This is a genomic window from Streptomyces sp. BoleA5 (assembly GCF_000373665.1).
Lineage (GTDB): Bacteria > Actinomycetota > Actinomycetes > Streptomycetales > Streptomycetaceae > Actinacidiphila.
On record NZ_KB892102.1, the window covers coordinates 389,605 to 404,144 of the forward strand.

19 protein-coding genes are annotated in these 14,540 nt (G+C 73.2%); 13 read left to right on the forward strand and 6 right to left on the reverse strand.

The window, feature by feature from the left end; genetic code table 11:
• Positions 1-157: 157 nt before the first annotated feature.
• Positions 158-1,654 (forward strand): MFS transporter, encoded by a 1,497-nt coding sequence (locus B085_RS0118435; protein ID WP_018560049.1) that lies wholly within the window; start codon positions 158-160, stop codon positions 1,652-1,654.
• 31 nt (positions 1,655-1,685) lie between these two features.
• On the opposite strand, the gene B085_RS0118440 is transcribed toward B085_RS0118435, so the two are convergent.
• Both B085_RS0118440 and B085_RS0118445 read right to left on the reverse strand, forming a co-directional pair.
• Positions 1,686-2,090, reverse strand: a complete 405-nt coding sequence (locus tag B085_RS0118440; RefSeq protein WP_018560050.1) for a hypothetical protein — start codon at positions 2,088-2,090, stop codon at positions 1,686-1,688.
• On the reverse strand, positions 2,087-2,479 hold the full coding sequence (locus B085_RS0118445) for an ATP-binding protein (RefSeq protein ID WP_026251177.1): 393 nt from the start codon (positions 2,477-2,479) through the stop codon (positions 2,087-2,089). Before B085_RS0118445 ends, B085_RS0118440 begins: the two co-directional genes overlap by 4 nt.
• 113 nt (positions 2,480-2,592) lie before the next feature.
• Between B085_RS0118445 and B085_RS0118450 the strand changes: the two genes are divergently transcribed.
• From B085_RS0118450 to B085_RS0118475, 6 genes are all read left to right on the forward strand, one after another.
• Positions 2,593-3,408, forward strand: a complete 816-nt coding sequence (locus B085_RS0118450; RefSeq protein ID WP_051102092.1) for a helix-turn-helix domain-containing protein — start codon at positions 2,593-2,595, stop codon at positions 3,406-3,408.
• Positions 3,405-3,605: a DUF397 domain-containing protein gene (locus tag B085_RS42870; RefSeq protein WP_018560053.1), complete on the forward strand. Its 201-nt coding sequence runs from the start codon at positions 3,405-3,407 to the stop codon at positions 3,603-3,605. The genes B085_RS0118450 and B085_RS42870 overlap by 4 nt, the downstream gene beginning before the upstream one ends.
• A 108-nt stretch (positions 3,606-3,713) precedes the next feature.
• Positions 3,714-4,610: a hypothetical protein gene (locus B085_RS0118460; protein ID WP_018560054.1), complete on the forward strand. Its 897-nt coding sequence runs from the start codon at positions 3,714-3,716 to the stop codon at positions 4,608-4,610.
• A 50-nt stretch (positions 4,611-4,660) separates the two neighbouring features.
• Positions 4,661-4,876, forward strand: coding sequence for a type II toxin-antitoxin system VapB family antitoxin (locus tag B085_RS0118465; RefSeq protein WP_026251179.1), 216 nt, complete (start codon positions 4,661-4,663; stop codon positions 4,874-4,876).
• The gene (locus B085_RS0118470; RefSeq protein WP_026251180.1) at positions 4,873-5,289 is read left to right on the forward strand and encodes a PIN domain nuclease; all 417 of its coding nucleotides are present in this window, start codon (positions 4,873-4,875) and stop codon (positions 5,287-5,289) included. Before B085_RS0118465 ends, B085_RS0118470 begins: the two co-directional genes overlap by 4 nt.
• 222 nt (positions 5,290-5,511) lie before the next feature.
• Positions 5,512-5,928 carry a hypothetical protein gene (locus tag B085_RS0118475; RefSeq protein ID WP_018560057.1) on the forward strand — a complete coding sequence of 139 codons (417 nt, stop codon included), beginning with the start codon at positions 5,512-5,514 and terminating at the stop codon, positions 5,926-5,928.
• Positions 5,929-6,009: 81 nt separating this feature from the next.
• On the opposite strand, the gene B085_RS0118480 is transcribed toward B085_RS0118475, so the two are convergent.
• Entirely contained in the window at positions 6,010-6,222 is a 213-nt protein-coding gene (locus B085_RS0118480; RefSeq protein ID WP_018560058.1) for a hypothetical protein, read from the reverse strand.
• 134 nt (positions 6,223-6,356) lie between these two features.
• Here B085_RS0118480 and B085_RS0118485 point away from each other — a divergent pair, with 134 nt between their 5' ends.
• Positions 6,357-7,457 (forward strand): sensor histidine kinase, encoded by a 1,101-nt coding sequence (locus B085_RS0118485; protein WP_018560059.1) that lies wholly within the window; start codon positions 6,357-6,359, stop codon positions 7,455-7,457.
• Positions 7,458-7,459: 2 nt separating this feature from the next.
• Positions 7,460-8,128 (forward strand): response regulator, encoded by a 669-nt coding sequence (locus B085_RS0118490; protein ID WP_037731868.1) that lies wholly within the window; start codon positions 7,460-7,462, stop codon positions 8,126-8,128.
• 430 nt (positions 8,129-8,558) lie between these two features.
• Here B085_RS0118490 and otsB read toward each other — a convergent pair whose 3' ends face one another.
• On the reverse strand, positions 8,559-9,431 hold the full coding sequence (gene otsB / locus B085_RS0118495) for a trehalose-phosphatase (protein ID WP_018560061.1): 873 nt from the start codon (positions 9,429-9,431) through the stop codon (positions 8,559-8,561).
• Between the two features lie 124 nt (positions 9,432-9,555).
• Positions 9,556-9,819 (reverse strand): DUF3263 domain-containing protein, encoded by a 264-nt coding sequence (locus B085_RS0118500; protein ID WP_018560062.1) that lies wholly within the window; start codon positions 9,817-9,819, stop codon positions 9,556-9,558.
• A gap of 170 nt (positions 9,820-9,989) precedes the next feature.
• On the opposite strand from B085_RS0118500, the gene B085_RS0118505 reads away from it, so the two are divergent.
• The 3 genes from B085_RS0118505 to B085_RS0118515 all read left to right on the forward strand — a co-directional run bounded on the left by B085_RS0118505 (position 9,990) and on the right by B085_RS0118515 (position 13,071).
• Positions 9,990-10,904, forward strand: a complete 915-nt coding sequence (locus B085_RS0118505; protein WP_026251181.1) for an ROK family protein — start codon at positions 9,990-9,992, stop codon at positions 10,902-10,904.
• Positions 10,847-12,040 (forward strand): N-acetylglucosamine-6-phosphate deacetylase, encoded by a 1,194-nt coding sequence (gene nagA, locus B085_RS0118510; RefSeq protein WP_051102093.1) that lies wholly within the window; start codon positions 10,847-10,849, stop codon positions 12,038-12,040. The genes B085_RS0118505 and nagA overlap by 58 nt, the downstream gene beginning before the upstream one ends.
• Before the next feature lie 89 nt (positions 12,041-12,129).
• Entirely contained in the window at positions 12,130-13,071 is a 942-nt protein-coding gene (locus B085_RS0118515) for a 1-phosphofructokinase family hexose kinase (RefSeq protein ID WP_018560065.1), read from the forward strand.
• A gap of 121 nt (positions 13,072-13,192) precedes the next feature.
• On the opposite strand, the gene B085_RS47085 is transcribed toward B085_RS0118515, so the two are convergent.
• Complete coding sequence (locus B085_RS47085; protein ID WP_078619944.1) at positions 13,193-13,549, reverse strand: peptidase inhibitor family I36 protein; 357 nt, start codon at positions 13,547-13,549, stop codon at positions 13,193-13,195.
• 117 nt (positions 13,550-13,666) lie between these two features.
• Between B085_RS47085 and B085_RS0118520 the strand changes: the two genes are divergently transcribed.
• Entirely contained in the window at positions 13,667-14,518 is an 852-nt protein-coding gene (locus B085_RS0118520; RefSeq protein WP_026250888.1) for an IS5 family transposase, read from the forward strand.
• Positions 14,519-14,540: the final 22 nt, after the last annotated feature.

Sequence of the window (14,540 nt, forward strand, 5' to 3'; positions counted from 1 at the left end):
AGCGGGAGGCCGGACCGCCTCCACGGCACCGGCCCGGTCCGACCGGACACCACGACGGGCCGCGACCGCCCGCGCCGAGGACGAAACCAGCACATTCCCACGAGAGGTGCCGCAGGACCGATCCTCCTGGCGGCCGCTCCAGGAGCGGAGACCTTCCATGTCCCAGGACACCAGACGCACGCACCACCAGGTCATCTTCGTCGTACTCGCGGCGGGAATCCTGGCCTTCTCCCTGCTGCAATCACTGCTCACCCCGGTGCTCCCCACCGTCCAGGGCGCGTTGCACACCAGCCAGTCGACCGTGACGTGGGTCCTGACCGCGTACCTCCTCTCCGCGTCCGTCTTCACGCCGATCATGGGCCGCATCGGTGACGTGGCGGGCAGGAAGCCCGTCTTCATCGTCGCCATGGCCGCGCTCTCACTGGGTGCGCTGCTGGCGGCGCTCGCCGGGAACGTCACGGTGCTGATCGTCGCCCGGATCGTCCAGGGCGTCGGGGGCGGGGTACTGCCCCTGGCCTTCGGCGTGATCAGGGACGAGTTCCCCAAGGAGAAGGTCCCCGGGGCGGTCGGGCTCATCGCCTCGCTGACCGCGGTCGGCGCCGGAACCGGTGTCGTGCTCGCCGGACCGATCGTCAACGCCCTGGACTACCACTGGCTGTTCTGGATCCCCATGGTCCTCACCGCCGCGGCCGCGGCCGCCGCCCACCTCCTGATTCCCGCGTCCTCGGTGCGCACCCCCGGACGCATCAGCTGGCAGCCCGCCCTGCTGCTGTCGGCGTGGCTGGTGGCGCTGCTGATGGCCCTCAGCAAAGCGCCGCGGTGGGGCTGGGGATCGGGAAGGGTCGTCGGCCTGCTGGTCGCCGCCGCCGTGCTGGGGTTCCTCTGGGTCCAGGTCGAGAAGCGGTCCGCGGCCCCGCTGGTGGACATGCGGATGATGCGGCTGCCCGCCGTGTGGACCAGCAACCTGGTCGCGCTGCTCCTGGGCATCAGCATGTACGCGCTCTTCGCCTTCGTCCCGCAGTTCGTACAGACTCCCGTCGCCTCCGGCTACGGCTTCGGGGCCAGCGTCACCCAGTCCGGCCTGATCCTGCTCCCGCTCACCGTCATGATGTTCCTGTCCGGCCTGGCCAGCGGCCGCCTGGCCGGGCGGATCGGCGGCCGGTCGGTGATCGGGCTCGGCCTGCTGACCAGCCTGGCCGCGGTGGCGGTGCTCGTCTTCGCGCACGGTGCGAAGTGGGAGCTGTACCTCGCGACCGGGCTGATGGGCGCCGGCTTCGGCCTGGCCTTCTCCGCGATGTCCAGTCTCGTCGTCGGCGCGGTCCCGCCGGAGCAGACCGGCGTAGCCGGCGGTATGAACACCAACATCCGCACCGTGGGCGGTGCCATCGGCGCCGCCCTGATGACCAGCGTCGTCACCGCCGACCTCGCGCCGACGGGGCTGCCCCGGGAGTCCGGCTACACCCACGGATTCGCCATGCTCGGCGGTGCCCTCGTCATCGCCGTCCTCGCCGTCCTGCTCATGCCCCGGGGCAGCGGGAGCAACGGTTCACCGGTGCACCGCCGCGGCACGGCACACGGCGGGGACACTCCGGACGGGCCCGCACCCGCCCTCGGCGGGGCCGCCGTCGCCGACGGCGGCGGATCCGGCCGCTGACGGCGGCTCACGCGGGGCCCGATCGCCCCGGTCAGCGGACGCGTGAGGGAGCCCGCCGGCTGATCCCCAGCCGGATGCGCCCGCCGGTCGTGCCCAGGGCCAGGTACAGCTCCACCTCCGGCAGCGGTGCGCGGCGGGCGAGCGGGTCGAGCCCCACGACGAGCGCGACCGGTCCGCCGCCCGCGACGAAGGCGGACCACCGCTCACCGGCCGCCACCTCCAGCAGCGCCCCGCCGTCCGCGCCGCGCACCACCGCCCGGCCGGAACGGCGGACGGCGATCCGGTCGCCGAGTTCGGGCAGCCGCCGCCCGGGCTCGGCGAGCCCGAGGAGCGCGGCGAGTTCCGCCGTGCCGCGCCCCTGCGGGTGCGCCAGCAGCAGGAAGGCCACCGGCCCGAACGCCGTGTCGTCCAGCCAGGTCCACGAGGCGGGCCTCACCGCAGCACCACCCACACCTGCTTGCCGTCGGGCGTCGGCCGTACGCCCCACCGGTGGGCCGCCGCCGCGATCAGGTGCAGACCGCGCCCGCGTTCGGCGGCCCAGTCCGGCGGCCCGGGTGCCGGGACCGGCAGGACGGGCGACCGGTCGCTGACCGTGGCCCGCACCCCCTCCGCGGCGAGGTCGTCCAGGGTCAGCTCGCACTCCGGGGAGCCCGCGTGCCGGTGCACGTTGGCGAGTATCTCCGTGACGCACAGCGCGGCGGCGGGCGCCAGGTCCTCGCGCCCCCAGGCGCGGAGCTGTTCGCGTACGGCACGGCGGACCTCGGCGATGCGGGCGGGCTCGGCGACGACACGCATCGCCGCCGCGGGTGGAGATTCCTGCGTCATGGGTCCAACGGTTCCCTGCCGTGGCTAGCCTGAACAGGGCGGATCTGACCCCTGGTCAGCTGTGTCGGGCCGGTCCGCGGCTGTGTACGGCGTGTGTACCGGGAGGTGGTGCCGTGTCCCCGAAGGGTGAGGGATCGGCCAGCATGCGGATGTTCGGCTCCGTGGCGCGGTCGCTGCGGGAGGCCCGCGGGGTCTCGGCCGACGAACTGGCCGCGCACGTGGGCTACTCGAAGTCGCTGATCGTCAAGATCGAGCGAGGCGAGCGGATGCCGCCTCCGGCGTTCGTGGAGAAGGCGGGAGTCCTGCTGGGCGACGGCGGCGGGGTGCTGCGGTCCGCGGCGTGCCATCTGGAACGGGCGGAGTTCCCCTCCTGGTTCGAGGAGTACGCGGAGCTGGAGCGCGCGGTGGTGAGCCTCTACACCTACGACACGCATGTCATCAACGGCCTGCTGCAGACGGAGGAGTACGCCCGTGTGGTGCTCGGCTCCTACTGCCCGACGCTGGAGACGGAGGAGGTCGAGGGCCGCGTACGCGCCCGGCTGGCCCGGCAGTCGCTCCTGACCCGCGCCCCGGCGCCGCAGCTCGCCTTCGTCATCGAGGAGTGGGTGCTGCGCCGCCCGGTCGGCGGACGGTCCGTCCACCGGAGCCAGTTGGCGCGGCTGCTGGAGGCCGCCGCGTTGCGCCATGTCACGGTCCAGGTGATGCCGCTCTCCCACACGGCGCACGCGGGTTTCGACGGACCGATGCACCTGCTGGAGACCCCGGATCTGCGGCTGCTCGCCTACCTCGAAGTCCAGGGCCGCAGCGTGCTGGTGGACGGCCGGGACGAGGTCAGCAAACTCCACCAGCGCTATGCGATGATCCGCTCACAGGCCCTCAGCGTGGGGGACTCCGCCAGAGTGATCGAGCAGATTGCGGGGGAGCTATGACATCCCGACTCGCCTGGTACAAGAGCAGTTACAGCGGCAGCGAGGGCGGCGCCTGCGTCGAGGTCGCCCATGCCTCCGGCGCCGTGCACGTGCGGGACTCCAAGGACCCCGCCGGGCCCTCGCTGGCCTTCACCGGCGAGGCGTGGACCGCGTTCGTCGCCTTCGTCGCCGACAGCACCGGGACACCGGTAGAGTAACCGGCCGATCACCCTTCGTGCCCAGCGCACGAAGCGGCCCCCAGCGGTGCGCCAACACCGGCCGGGGGCCTACACCTACGAGGCCTGATCCGTCGAGGAGCCCCGCAAATGATTCGTCATGCTATCCCGCCGACCCGTTTCTTCTCCCAGACGCCGAACGACCTCATCCGCCATCCGCGCCTGAACGGCACCGCCGTACGGCTGCTGCAGTGGGCGCTCTCCCTGCCGGAGGGATCCCGGGAGACCCTGCAGTCCATCGGCGAGAAGATGCCGGAGGGGCGCATCGCCCTGCGCCGGGCCCGGCAGCAGCTGGAGGCGGAGGGCTATGTGCACACCCGCCGCACACAGAGCCGTGAGACCGGCCGCTGGACGACCCGGGTGCTCGTCTCCAATGTGCCTCTGCGCGACCCCGCGGAGATCGAGGCGGCCTTCGGGGCTCCGGGTGGCAGCATCCTGACCGCCGGTGCGCCGTCCGTACGGGCCGTCGGCGCATCCCCCAAGGGGGAGAACAAGGAGGTGGAGAACACCTCCCACCCCGAGCCCCCCGCCGACGAGTCGCTGGTCGCCCGCGCGGCGGCCGCGCTGCAGCGCCTCGGGCGGCGGGAGGCCAGGCTCGCCCTCGGCGTCGCCGAGGCCGCCCGGCTGGCCCCGCTCGCCGCCCGCTGGCTGGCCCACGGAGCGAGCGAGCTGGAACTGCGCACCGCCCTGTCCTCCGGGCTGCCGCACACCGTCCACTCACCCGCCGGCTTCGTCGCCCGGCGCCTGCGCGACAAGCTCCCCGCACCGCGCCCCGCCCGCGACCCCGCCGCCCCGGCGGCCCCGCTCCCCGAGTGCCCCGGCTGCGGAGACCCGCTGCCCCCGGGCCGGACCGGCCCGTGCCCGCCCTGCGCCGGAGCCGTTCCCGCCGCTCCGTCAGGCGGTCCGCGCGGCGCCGCCCTGGTCCGCGCGGGCATCGTGCGACAGCGGCCCGGCGCGAAGGCACGGACGTCCGCCGATATCGACTGAGACCCAATTTGATATCTTAGGAGGAAGCATCCGTGCCCGAGGAGGCCCGCATGACCCGTACCGTCATCGACGTCGACGACCAGATGCTGGCGGAGGCGGCCGAGATCTTCGGCACCACGACCAAAGTCGCCACCGTGAACGCCGCCTTGGAAGACGCGATCAAGCGCCGCAAGCGCGCCTCATTCCTCGACTGGCTGGCGGACGGCGGACTTCCCGGCCTCACCGGCGAGGCCGGGGCGGCGCACGACCCGCATCGAGCCGCATGAGAGATCGCTTCCTCATCGACAAGTCCGCTCTCGCGCGTTACCCGAAACCGTCGGTGAGGGCCGTGATCGAACCCCTCCACAACGCCGGATTGCTCGCCGTCTGCGGGGCCGTCGAACTGGAGGTGCTCCACAGCGCACGGTCCAAGGCGGACGCAGACCGCATCCGAGACGGCATGCGGGGTTTCGACTGGCTGCCCACGCCGGACGAGGCCTGGGACCGCGCACTGGACGTGCAGACCCACCTCATTGCCGCCGGGAACTGGAAGGCGCTTTCCCTGGCGGACCTGATCATCGCGGCGACCGCGGAGCGGCACGGCGCGACCGTCCTGCACTACGACGGGGACTTCGACATGATCGCCGGCGTCACCGGCCAACCCGTGCAATGGGTGGTCCCGTCCGGAACGGCCGACTGAGTGACGTTCCGCCGCTCCGTCAGATCGGGGCCCGGACACCGTTCATCCTCTTTGGTCACTCAAAGTGCGGAACACACCGCACAAGGTGACGATGAGCGCAATCGCTTCGACCCGGAGCGAGCTCCTTCCGTCATCTTCGAAGGCAGAGAGATGAACATACGAGCGAAGAAGACCCTGACCGGTCGACCCCGTCGTAATGTGCTTTGGGGTGTCGCCGGAACCATGACGGCCGCAGCCGCGGTCGTCACGACCACCGCATTCGCAGCCCCCCTTGACGCCACGCCCACCACCACCGCGCGCACCGCCGCGGTCGCCGCCAACGCCGCCGGAAACCCCGTCCAGGGCAACGGCAACCGTGACAACTTCGGGCGGCTGAGGACCGCCGAGTTCATGGGTGTCTCCGTCACCGTTCCCTCGGGCGCCACGCAGACCGTCTCGGCGCGCTGCCCCTCGCGCACCGAGGTCACCGGTGGTGGCTTCGTCCTCAGCAACAGCGACCTGAGCGTGCTGACGAGCCAGCGGTCCGGCAACGGGTGGACGGTCACCGTCCGGAACAGGAACGGCATGACCACCCCCGTCCCCACCGCCCGCGCCGTCGTGGAGTGCGCGGCGATCGTCCGGGACAACAACAACTGGTGACCCCTCCCCTACCACCTGCCGACGCCCCGGCCCCCCGTCACACAGGAACGGGGGACCGGGGCGGCCGTGCGCGACCGGGCGTCAGGCGCGCTTGCCCACCGACTCCGCCGCGGAGCAGACGGCGATGCCCAGCACGATCAGGAGGACGCACACGTAGATCTCGTAGCCGTCCAGGAAGCCGATCCGGTGCGTCAGCGCCCACACCCGGAACCAGCCCCCGGTGAGCTGGTAGGCGATGCCGCCGATGCCCTGGGAGAGCAGCACGAAGCCGAGGAAGCCGAGGAATCCCTTCATGCCCCGAGGCTAGGGAGCGGGCGCCCGCGTCGGCTGTCGGCGAAAGTCGCCGATCGCGCGGGGGCTGTCGTCCGAAAGTCTCGACTTGGGGCGCGGGGGTGGTGCCGGCGCCCCGGGACCGTACATTCGGAGGAATGCGACGCGTACGGAAGGGCCTCGTCGCCGACATCGCGGTCTTCCTCGGTGCGGCGGCCTTCTCCGTGCTGTCCGTGGACGGGGTGGGTGCCTCGATCGGCCCCGTCGAGCAGGCCGTCAGCGCGGCCGCGTGCGCGGCCCTGTTCCTGCGGCGGCGGTGGCCCGTGCAGCTGGCGGTGGTGCTGCTGGTGACCGGGTGGTTCGCACACCTGGTCGGCGGCCCGACGGCGGTGGCGGTCTTCACCGTGGCGGCGTACCGGCCGCTGCGCACGACGGCCTGGGTGGCGGCCCTGGCCTTCGCGCCGCTGCCGCTGTTCGTGGCGCGGGGCCCCGACCCGGACCTGCCGGAGACGGGCTCGGCGATGACCTTCTTCGTGATCATGGCGGGTTCGATCGGCTGGGGGCTCTACGTGCGCTCCCGGCGCCAGCTGCTCGCCTCGTACGCCGAGCGCGGGCGGCGGCAGGCCCGCGAGGAGATCGCACGGGAGATGCACGACGTGCTGGCGCACCGGCTGTCGCTGCTGAGCGTCCACGCGGGAGCGCTGGAGTTCCACCCGCGTGCGTCCCCCGCGGAGATCGAACGGGCCGCCGGGGTGATCCGGGAGAGCGCGCACCAGGCGCTGGACGACCTGCGCGGCATCATCGGCGTACTGCGCGAGCCCGCCGGGTCCGCCGCGGCGGACGGCGCGGGCGGGCGGCCGCAGCCCACGCTGGCCGACGTGCCGAGGCTGGTGGAGGAGTCGCGGGACGCCGGGATGCGGATCGTGCTGGAGACGGACGACGACGCCGTGTCGGCGGCGGCCCCCGCCGCCTCCGGGCGCACGGCCTACCGCATCGTGCAGGAGGGGCTGACCAACGCCCGCAAGCACGCCCCCGGCGCGGAGGTGACCGTGCGGCTCGCCGGCGGTCCCACACGGGGCCTGACGGTCGAGGTCAGCAATCCGGTGCCGGCCGCGGCGGCCGTGGTGCCGGCCATCCCCGGCGCCGGGCAGGGGCTGATCGGGCTGACGGAGCGGGCCTCGCTCGCCGGGGGAGACCTGGAGCACGGCCGCTCCGGCGGTGACTTCCGGGTGCGCGCCTGGCTACCGTGGGCGGCGTGAGGATGGTGCGGCTGCTGCTGGTGGACGACGACCCGCTGGTGCGGGCGGGGCTGCGGATGATGCTCGGCGGGGCGCCGGACGTCGAGGTCGTCGCCGAGGCCGCCGACGGCGGCGAGGTCGCGTCGCTGGTCCGGGAGCACTCCCCCGACGTGGTGCTGATGGACATCCGCATGCCCACCGTGGACGGGCTCGCGGCCACCGAGGCGCTGCGGGCGCGGCCCGGCGCGCCGGAGGTGATCGTGCTGACCACCTTCAACACCGACGAGCACGTACTGCGGGCGCTGCGCGCCGGCGCCGCGGGGTTCGTCCTGAAGGACACCGCGCCCCGCGAGATCGTCGAGGCGGTACGGAAGGTGGCGGCCGGCGAACCGGTGCTCTCCCCCGCAGTGACACGGCAGTTGATCGACCAGGTCGCCGGCGCCGACAGCGAGGGCGGCCGCGGCGCACGGTCCACCGCCCGGCGCAGGCTCGCCTCGCTGGGCGAGCGGGAGCACGAGGTCGCGCTCGCCATCGGGGAGGGCCGGTCCAACGCGGAGATCGCGGCCGGGCTCCACATGAGCGTGCCGACGGTGAAGACCCACGTCTCCCGCATCCTCGGCAAGCTCGGCCTGAACAACCGGGTCCAGATCGCCCTGCTCGTCCACGACGCGGCCTTCCCTCCCGGCCGGTGAAGCGCCCCCGGGCGGGGCGCCGCACCCACCAACCCGTGTCCGGCCGGCGGACCCTCCGTGTCGCTCTTGTCATCGACCACCCGGATCGGGAGCCGCTGCACGAACTCCGTCGAACGCCAGGGCGGATTCCCGCCGGCTTCCGTCGCCCGTCGCCCGTCGCCCGTCGCCCGTCGCCCGTCGCCCGTCGCCCGTCGCCCGTCGCCCGTCGCCCGCAAGGCTCAACGCCATGAACCGACTTGAAGGAAACGTGGCGCTGATCACGGGCGGCAGCCGGGGCATCGGTGCCGCTGTGGCGTCAGAGGACGGCCACCGCGTGATCACCAGGGGTCGTGTGGACTCCTGAAGATCGTGCGGTGGCCGCCGGCCGAAGCGTGGAGCGGGCAGGAGGCCGCGCGAGCTTCGCCCCCACCGCGCCTGGCCGCGCGAGCTCTTAGGCCCCGTCCTCGGCGTCCCGTTCCTCCAGGGCGTCCGCGAGGGCGTCGACCAGCGCGACGACGCCCTCCGGGCCGTCCACGACGAGGTCGGCCCGGGCGGCCAGTTCGGCCACCTCCGCGCTGCCACTGCACACCAGCACACCGGGGAGGCCGTCGGCGCGCCGCTTCTCCACGGCGCCGAAGGCGGCCAGGTCGCCCAGGTCGTCACCGGCGTACAGCACGGGACCGGCGCCGACCTCGCGCAGGTAGTCGTTGAGGGCCACGCCCTTGTCCATCCCGGGCGGCCGCAGCTCCAGCACCATCCGGCCCGGCTCCACGATCAGCCCGTGGCGCTCGGCCAGTTCGCGCAGCGGCCCGCTCAGCGACTCGAACGCCGCCTGCGGATCCTGCGTGCGGCGCGTGTGGACGGCCACCGCGCGGCCCTTGTCCTCCACCCACGTGCCCCGCCAGGCCCCGATCGCGTCCAGCACGCCGGGCAGTTCGGCCCGGACCGCGTTGACGCCGGGGTGCGCGCCGGGCGCCTTGACCTCACCGGAACGGGCGTCCCAGCGCTCGGCGCCGTAGTGGCCCAGCACGACCATGTGCTCCAGCGCGGGTACCCCGGCGAATCCTCCGTACCGCACGGCCACGCCCGCGGGGCGGCCCGTCACGACCACGACCGACCCGATGCGCGGGGCCAGCCGGGCCAGCGCGGCGGCGGCGCGGGGATGGGCCCGCGCGGCGTCCGGATCCGGCACGATCGGGGCCAGCGTCCCGTCGAAGTCCAGTGCCAGCACGGCCCTGCGGGGCTCCGCGAGCAGTGCGGCCAGGCCGTCCTTGCCCTCGGGCGTCGTCGGTACCGGCAGTTCGTCCCTGCGGCTGCGGCTCATGCCCCCGACCTTACCGACCCCTGCGGGGGGCGTGCCCGGCGTACGGAAGCATCCCGCCTCTCGCTCCGGCGGTGGTCCCCGGGCCCGTCGGTGGGCGGGTGGTCGGCTGTCGCCGCCGGAGGCGTCAGCGGTTGGTGCGGTGGGTGTCGCGGGTGCGGCGGAGGCGGTTGACCGTGACGGGGTCGTGCGCGAGGGCGCGCGGATCGTCGAGGAGGGCGTTGAGCAGCTGGTAGTAGCGCGTGGGGGAGATGCCGAGGCGTTCGCGGATCGCGCGTTCCTTCGCGCCGGGGCCCGCCCAGGCGCGGCGGGCGATGTCGAGGACGGCGCGGTCCTGTTCCGTCAGCCCGTCCGGGGCGGCCGCGTCCGCCCCGCTCTCGTCCCGTTCCATCCGACAACCATATCCGCGGCGCCGGCGACCCCGCTGGGTGATGCGCCGACCACATGGAGTCCCCACCCTGCGTCACGTGAGGTCTACACCACTCCCCCCGCGCACCGTACGCGATCTCTTTCGACGAGTGGACTAGACCTTTTGTGGGGTAGCGCGCGAGACTGTCCCCCGTGAGACACGTCATCGCCCTCGATGTGGGCGGCACCGGCATGAAGGCCGCGCTGGTCGCGACGGACGGCACGCTGCTTCACGAGGCGCGCCGCCCGACCGGCCGGGAGCGCGGCCCGGACGCCGTGGTCGAGTCCGTGCTCGACTTCGCCGCGGATCTGCGGGCGCATGGCGAAAGCGCTTACGGAGAGCCCGCCGCCGCGGCCGGCGTCGCCGTGCCCGGGCTGGTCGACGAGCGGTCCGGCGTCGCGGTCTACTCCGCGAACCTCGGCTGGCGCGACGCGCCCCTGCGCGACCTGCTCACACGCCGCCTCGACGGCACCCCCGTGGCCCTCGGCCACGACGTGCGCGCCGGCGGCCTCGCCGAGGGCCGGCTGGGCGCGGGGCGGGGCGCCGAACGCTTCCTGTTCGTGGCCCTGGGCACCGGCATCGCCGGGGCGATCGGCATCGGGGGCCGGGTCGAGGCCACCGAGCTGGGGCACATCGTGGTCCGCCCCGGCGGCCCGGCCTGCGGCTGCGGGCAGCGGGGCTGCCTGGAGACCGCGGCCTCCGCCACCGCCGTGGCCCGCGCCTGGGAGGCCGCGGGCGGCGGCCACGGCGCCGGTGCCGCCGGGTGCGCCGCCGCCGTCGAGGCCGGCGACCCCCGCGCGTCGGCCGTGTGGGACGAGGTCGTCGCCGCCCTCGCCGACGGCCTGGTCACCGGGATCACCCTGATGACCCCGGGCACGCTGATCGTGGGCGGCGGGCTCGCCGAGGCGGGCGACACCCTCTTCACGCCGCTGCGGGCCGCCGTCGAGCGGCGGCTGACCTTCCAGCAACTCCCCCTCATCGTGCCGGCGACCCTCGGGGACACCGCCGGATGCCTGGGCGCAGGGCTGCTCGCCTGGGACCTTCTCTCCGTGGAGGTGACCGCTTGACTGCGGCAACTAGCGTGCTGACCGGTGCCCGTGTGGTGCTGCCGGGCGGCGTGGTCGAGGACGGCCGGGTGACCGTCGAGGGCCGCTCGATCGTCGCGGACGACCCGCGCCGGGCGTCCACCCGCGACCTGACGGGACACTGGATCGTCCCCGGCTTCGTGGACATCCACGTGCACGGCGGCGGCGGCGCGTCCTTCTCCTCCGGTGACGCCGAGGCCGTCCTCACCGGAATCGCGACCCACCGGCGGCACGGCACCACGACCCTGCTCGCCTCGACGGTGACCGGGGACCTGGACGATCTCTCCCGGCAGGCCGCGCTGCTGTCCGAGCTGGTCGAGCAGGGCGACCTGGCCGGCATCCACTTCGAGGGGCCGTTCATCTCCCCGCACCGGCGCGGCGCGCACAAGCCCTCGCTGCTGCGCGACCCGCACCCCTCGGACGTCCGCAAGCTGCTCGACGCCGCCCGGGGCACCGCCCGCATGGTCACCCTCGCCCCCGAACTGCCCGGCGGGCTCGACTCGGTGCGGATGCTGGCGGAGCACGGCGTCATCGCCGCCGTCGGCCACACCGACGCCGCGTACGAGGCCACCCTGCAGGCAGTCGAGGCGGGCGCCACCGTGGCGACGCACCTGTTCAACGCCATGCCCTCGCTGCTGCACCGTGAACCCGGCCCGATCGCCGCGCTGCTGGAGGACGAGCGGGTCACCGTCGAGCTCATCAACGACGGCGTCCACCTCCACCCGGCCGTCCTGGAGATGGCCTTCCGCAGCGCCGGCGCCGACCGGGTCGCCTTCATCACCGACGCCATGGACGCCGCCGGCTTCGGCGACGGCCGCTACCTGCTGGGCCCGATGGAGGTCGACGTCGTCGACGGCGTCGCCCGGCTCGTCGAGGGCGGCTCCATCGCGGGGTCCACGCTCACCCTGGACACGGCGTTCAAGCGGGCGGTGACCGTCGACGGGCTGCCCGTCGCCGACGTGGTGCGCGCGCTGAGCGCCAACCCGGCGCGGCTGCTGGGCGTGTACGACCGGATCGGCTCCCTGGAGCCGGGCAAGGACGCCGACCTGGTGGTCCTGGACGCGTCGTTCGACCTCGTGGGTGTGATGCGCAAGGGCAGCTGGGTCGTCGAGCCCTGACGGGACCGCGGGCGGCGGGGTCTGTGCCTGCGGGCGTTCGTTTGGCATGATCCCTTCCCGTCGCACACGCTGCTCGAAGGGATCACGCGGTGATCGTCACCGTCACGCTGAACGCCGCCATCGACGTGACCTACCGCGTCCCCCGGCTGCGGCCGCACACCACCCACCGGGTGTCGGAGGCCGCGGAACGTCCCGGCGGCAAGGGGCTGAACGTCGCCCGCGTACTCGCCGCGCTCGGCCACGAGGCCGTCGCGACCGGTTTCGCGGGCGGCGCCTCCGGGAACCGGCTGCGCGCCTACCTGACCGGGATCGACGGCGTCACCGACGCCCTCGTGCCCACCTCCGGCAGCACCCGGCGGACGGTGGGCGTCGTGGACGAGTCGGGCGGTGACACCACGATGTTCAACGAGCCCGGGCCGACGATCAGTTCGCAGGAGTGGGCGGCGTTCCTCGGCACGTACCGCAAGCTCCTGGACAGCGGCACGACGCGCGCCGTGGCGCTGTGCGGCAGCCTGCCGCCCGGGCTGCCCGTCGGCTGCTACGCCGACCTCGTCCGGGACGCGCGCGCCGTGGGCGTCCCGGTGCTGCTGGACACCAGCGGCGAACCCCTGCGGCGCGGCCTGGCCGCCCGGCCCGACCTCGTCAAGCCCAACGCCGCCGAACTGACCGGGCTCACCGGCGCGACGGAGCCCATGCGCGCCGCCCGCGACGCCCGCCGCCGCGGCGCCCGCGCCGTCGCGGCCTCGCTCGGTCCCGACGGGATGCTGGCCCTCGCCGAGGACGGCACCGTGTGGACGGCCCGCCCCCCGGCGCCCGTCCCCGGAAACCCCGCCGGCGCCGGCGACTCCGCCGTCGCCGCCCTGCTCTCCGGGATCGTCGAGGGCCTCGACTGGCCGCGGCGCCTCGCCCGCGCCGTCGCCCTCTCGGCGGCCACCGTGGCGGCGCCGGTCGCGGGCGAGTTCGACCGCGGGGTGTACGAGGACCTGCTGGGGCGGGTCGAGGTGCTGCGCTCGGGGGAGACGGGGCGTTAAAACTTGTCCGGCCGATCATGAGCGGAGCCAAATAGCGAATGCTGCGGGCCGCCACCGGTCGGCTCGCTCCCCTCCGGCGACGGCCCCGGCTCCCTACAGGCTGGAAGACCTGGTGCTAGTTCTAGATTACGAAGGCTTGGGTCCCCGTAACAGTGCCACCGACGTTGTCAGAGTAGTGGCCCGGATCCAGAGTGAGCAGCTTGGTGCCGGCGCCGCAGCCAGCGGTGACGTGCCAGAACACGATGCGATAGGACGACTGGTTCGAGACGGACCGGGCTGGGGTCAGGCTCCAGGTATCGCAGCCGGGCACTTCGGTGTAAACGGTCCTGGTTCCCGTCCTGTTCAACCCCGACCATCCGCAGACCTTCCCCTTCGGGCAGGTATTGGGGTCAGCTGCCGCAGCTGGTGTGGCAAAGGTGCCGCCCAACAACGCGCCAGCGAGGGCCGCAGTCATCAGGCTCTTCTTGAGCAGGCTCATATAAGACCGACCGGCAATAGGTGGCCGCTGTGCGTCTGAGAGATGGTCTGGATGCGGCACGGGCACGGGCCTACGTGATCATGGAGTTCTCTACGCTCAGTGATCATGAAGGACGCCGTGCCCGCTCTGCCATCTTGCCTGCTTGAACCCCTCTGGAACCAGTTCGCTGCCCTTCTGCCCGTCCGGGGAGAGTTCGTCGCGGACCATCCGCTCGGCTGTCACCGCCGTCGGATCTCCGACCGGAAGGTCTTCGAGCACATCGTGCTCGCGCTGGTCCACGGCTCCGGATACGAACGGATCTCCAGTCCCGGATGTTCTGACCGCACGATCCGACGGCGCGTCAAAGAGTGGGCTGAGCTGGGAATATCCGGTCAGGTGCACGCCCTCGCGCTTGAGGCGTACGACCGGATGATCGGCCTGGGGCTGAGCGAGATCTCCGTTGACGGCTGCATCACCAAGGCTCCTTCCGGGGGCGAGAAGGCCGGACGTTCCCCGGTCGACCGGGGCAAGCAGGGGCTGAAGCGCTCCGTCGCCTCCGACGCGTGCGGTGTCCCTCTCGGGATCGTCTCCGACGGTGCCAACCGGCACGACTCGCCTCTGCTCGGCCCCACCCTGGAAGCCGCGAAAGCCCAGGTCGGCGCGATGCCGATGACGGTCAACGTCAACCTCGACCGCGGTTACGACAGTGCCAAGTCCCGTGCGCTGGTGGCAGAGTTGGGATTCTCTGCCGAGATCGCGCGCAAGGGCGTGCCGGCTCCGATCCAGGCCGGCAAACGCTGGGTGGTCGAACGCACGCACTCATGGATGAACGACTACGGCAAGCTACGGCGCTGCACGGAGAGAAGCGGCAAGGTCGTGGACTTCTACCTCTACCTCGCCGCCACCCTCGTCACGCTCCGCATGCTGATCCGCCGAGCAACGAGTCGCTACCGCTGGGACGACCGACCCACCACTCGACGCCTCACATGATCCATTTGCCGGTCGGTCTAAG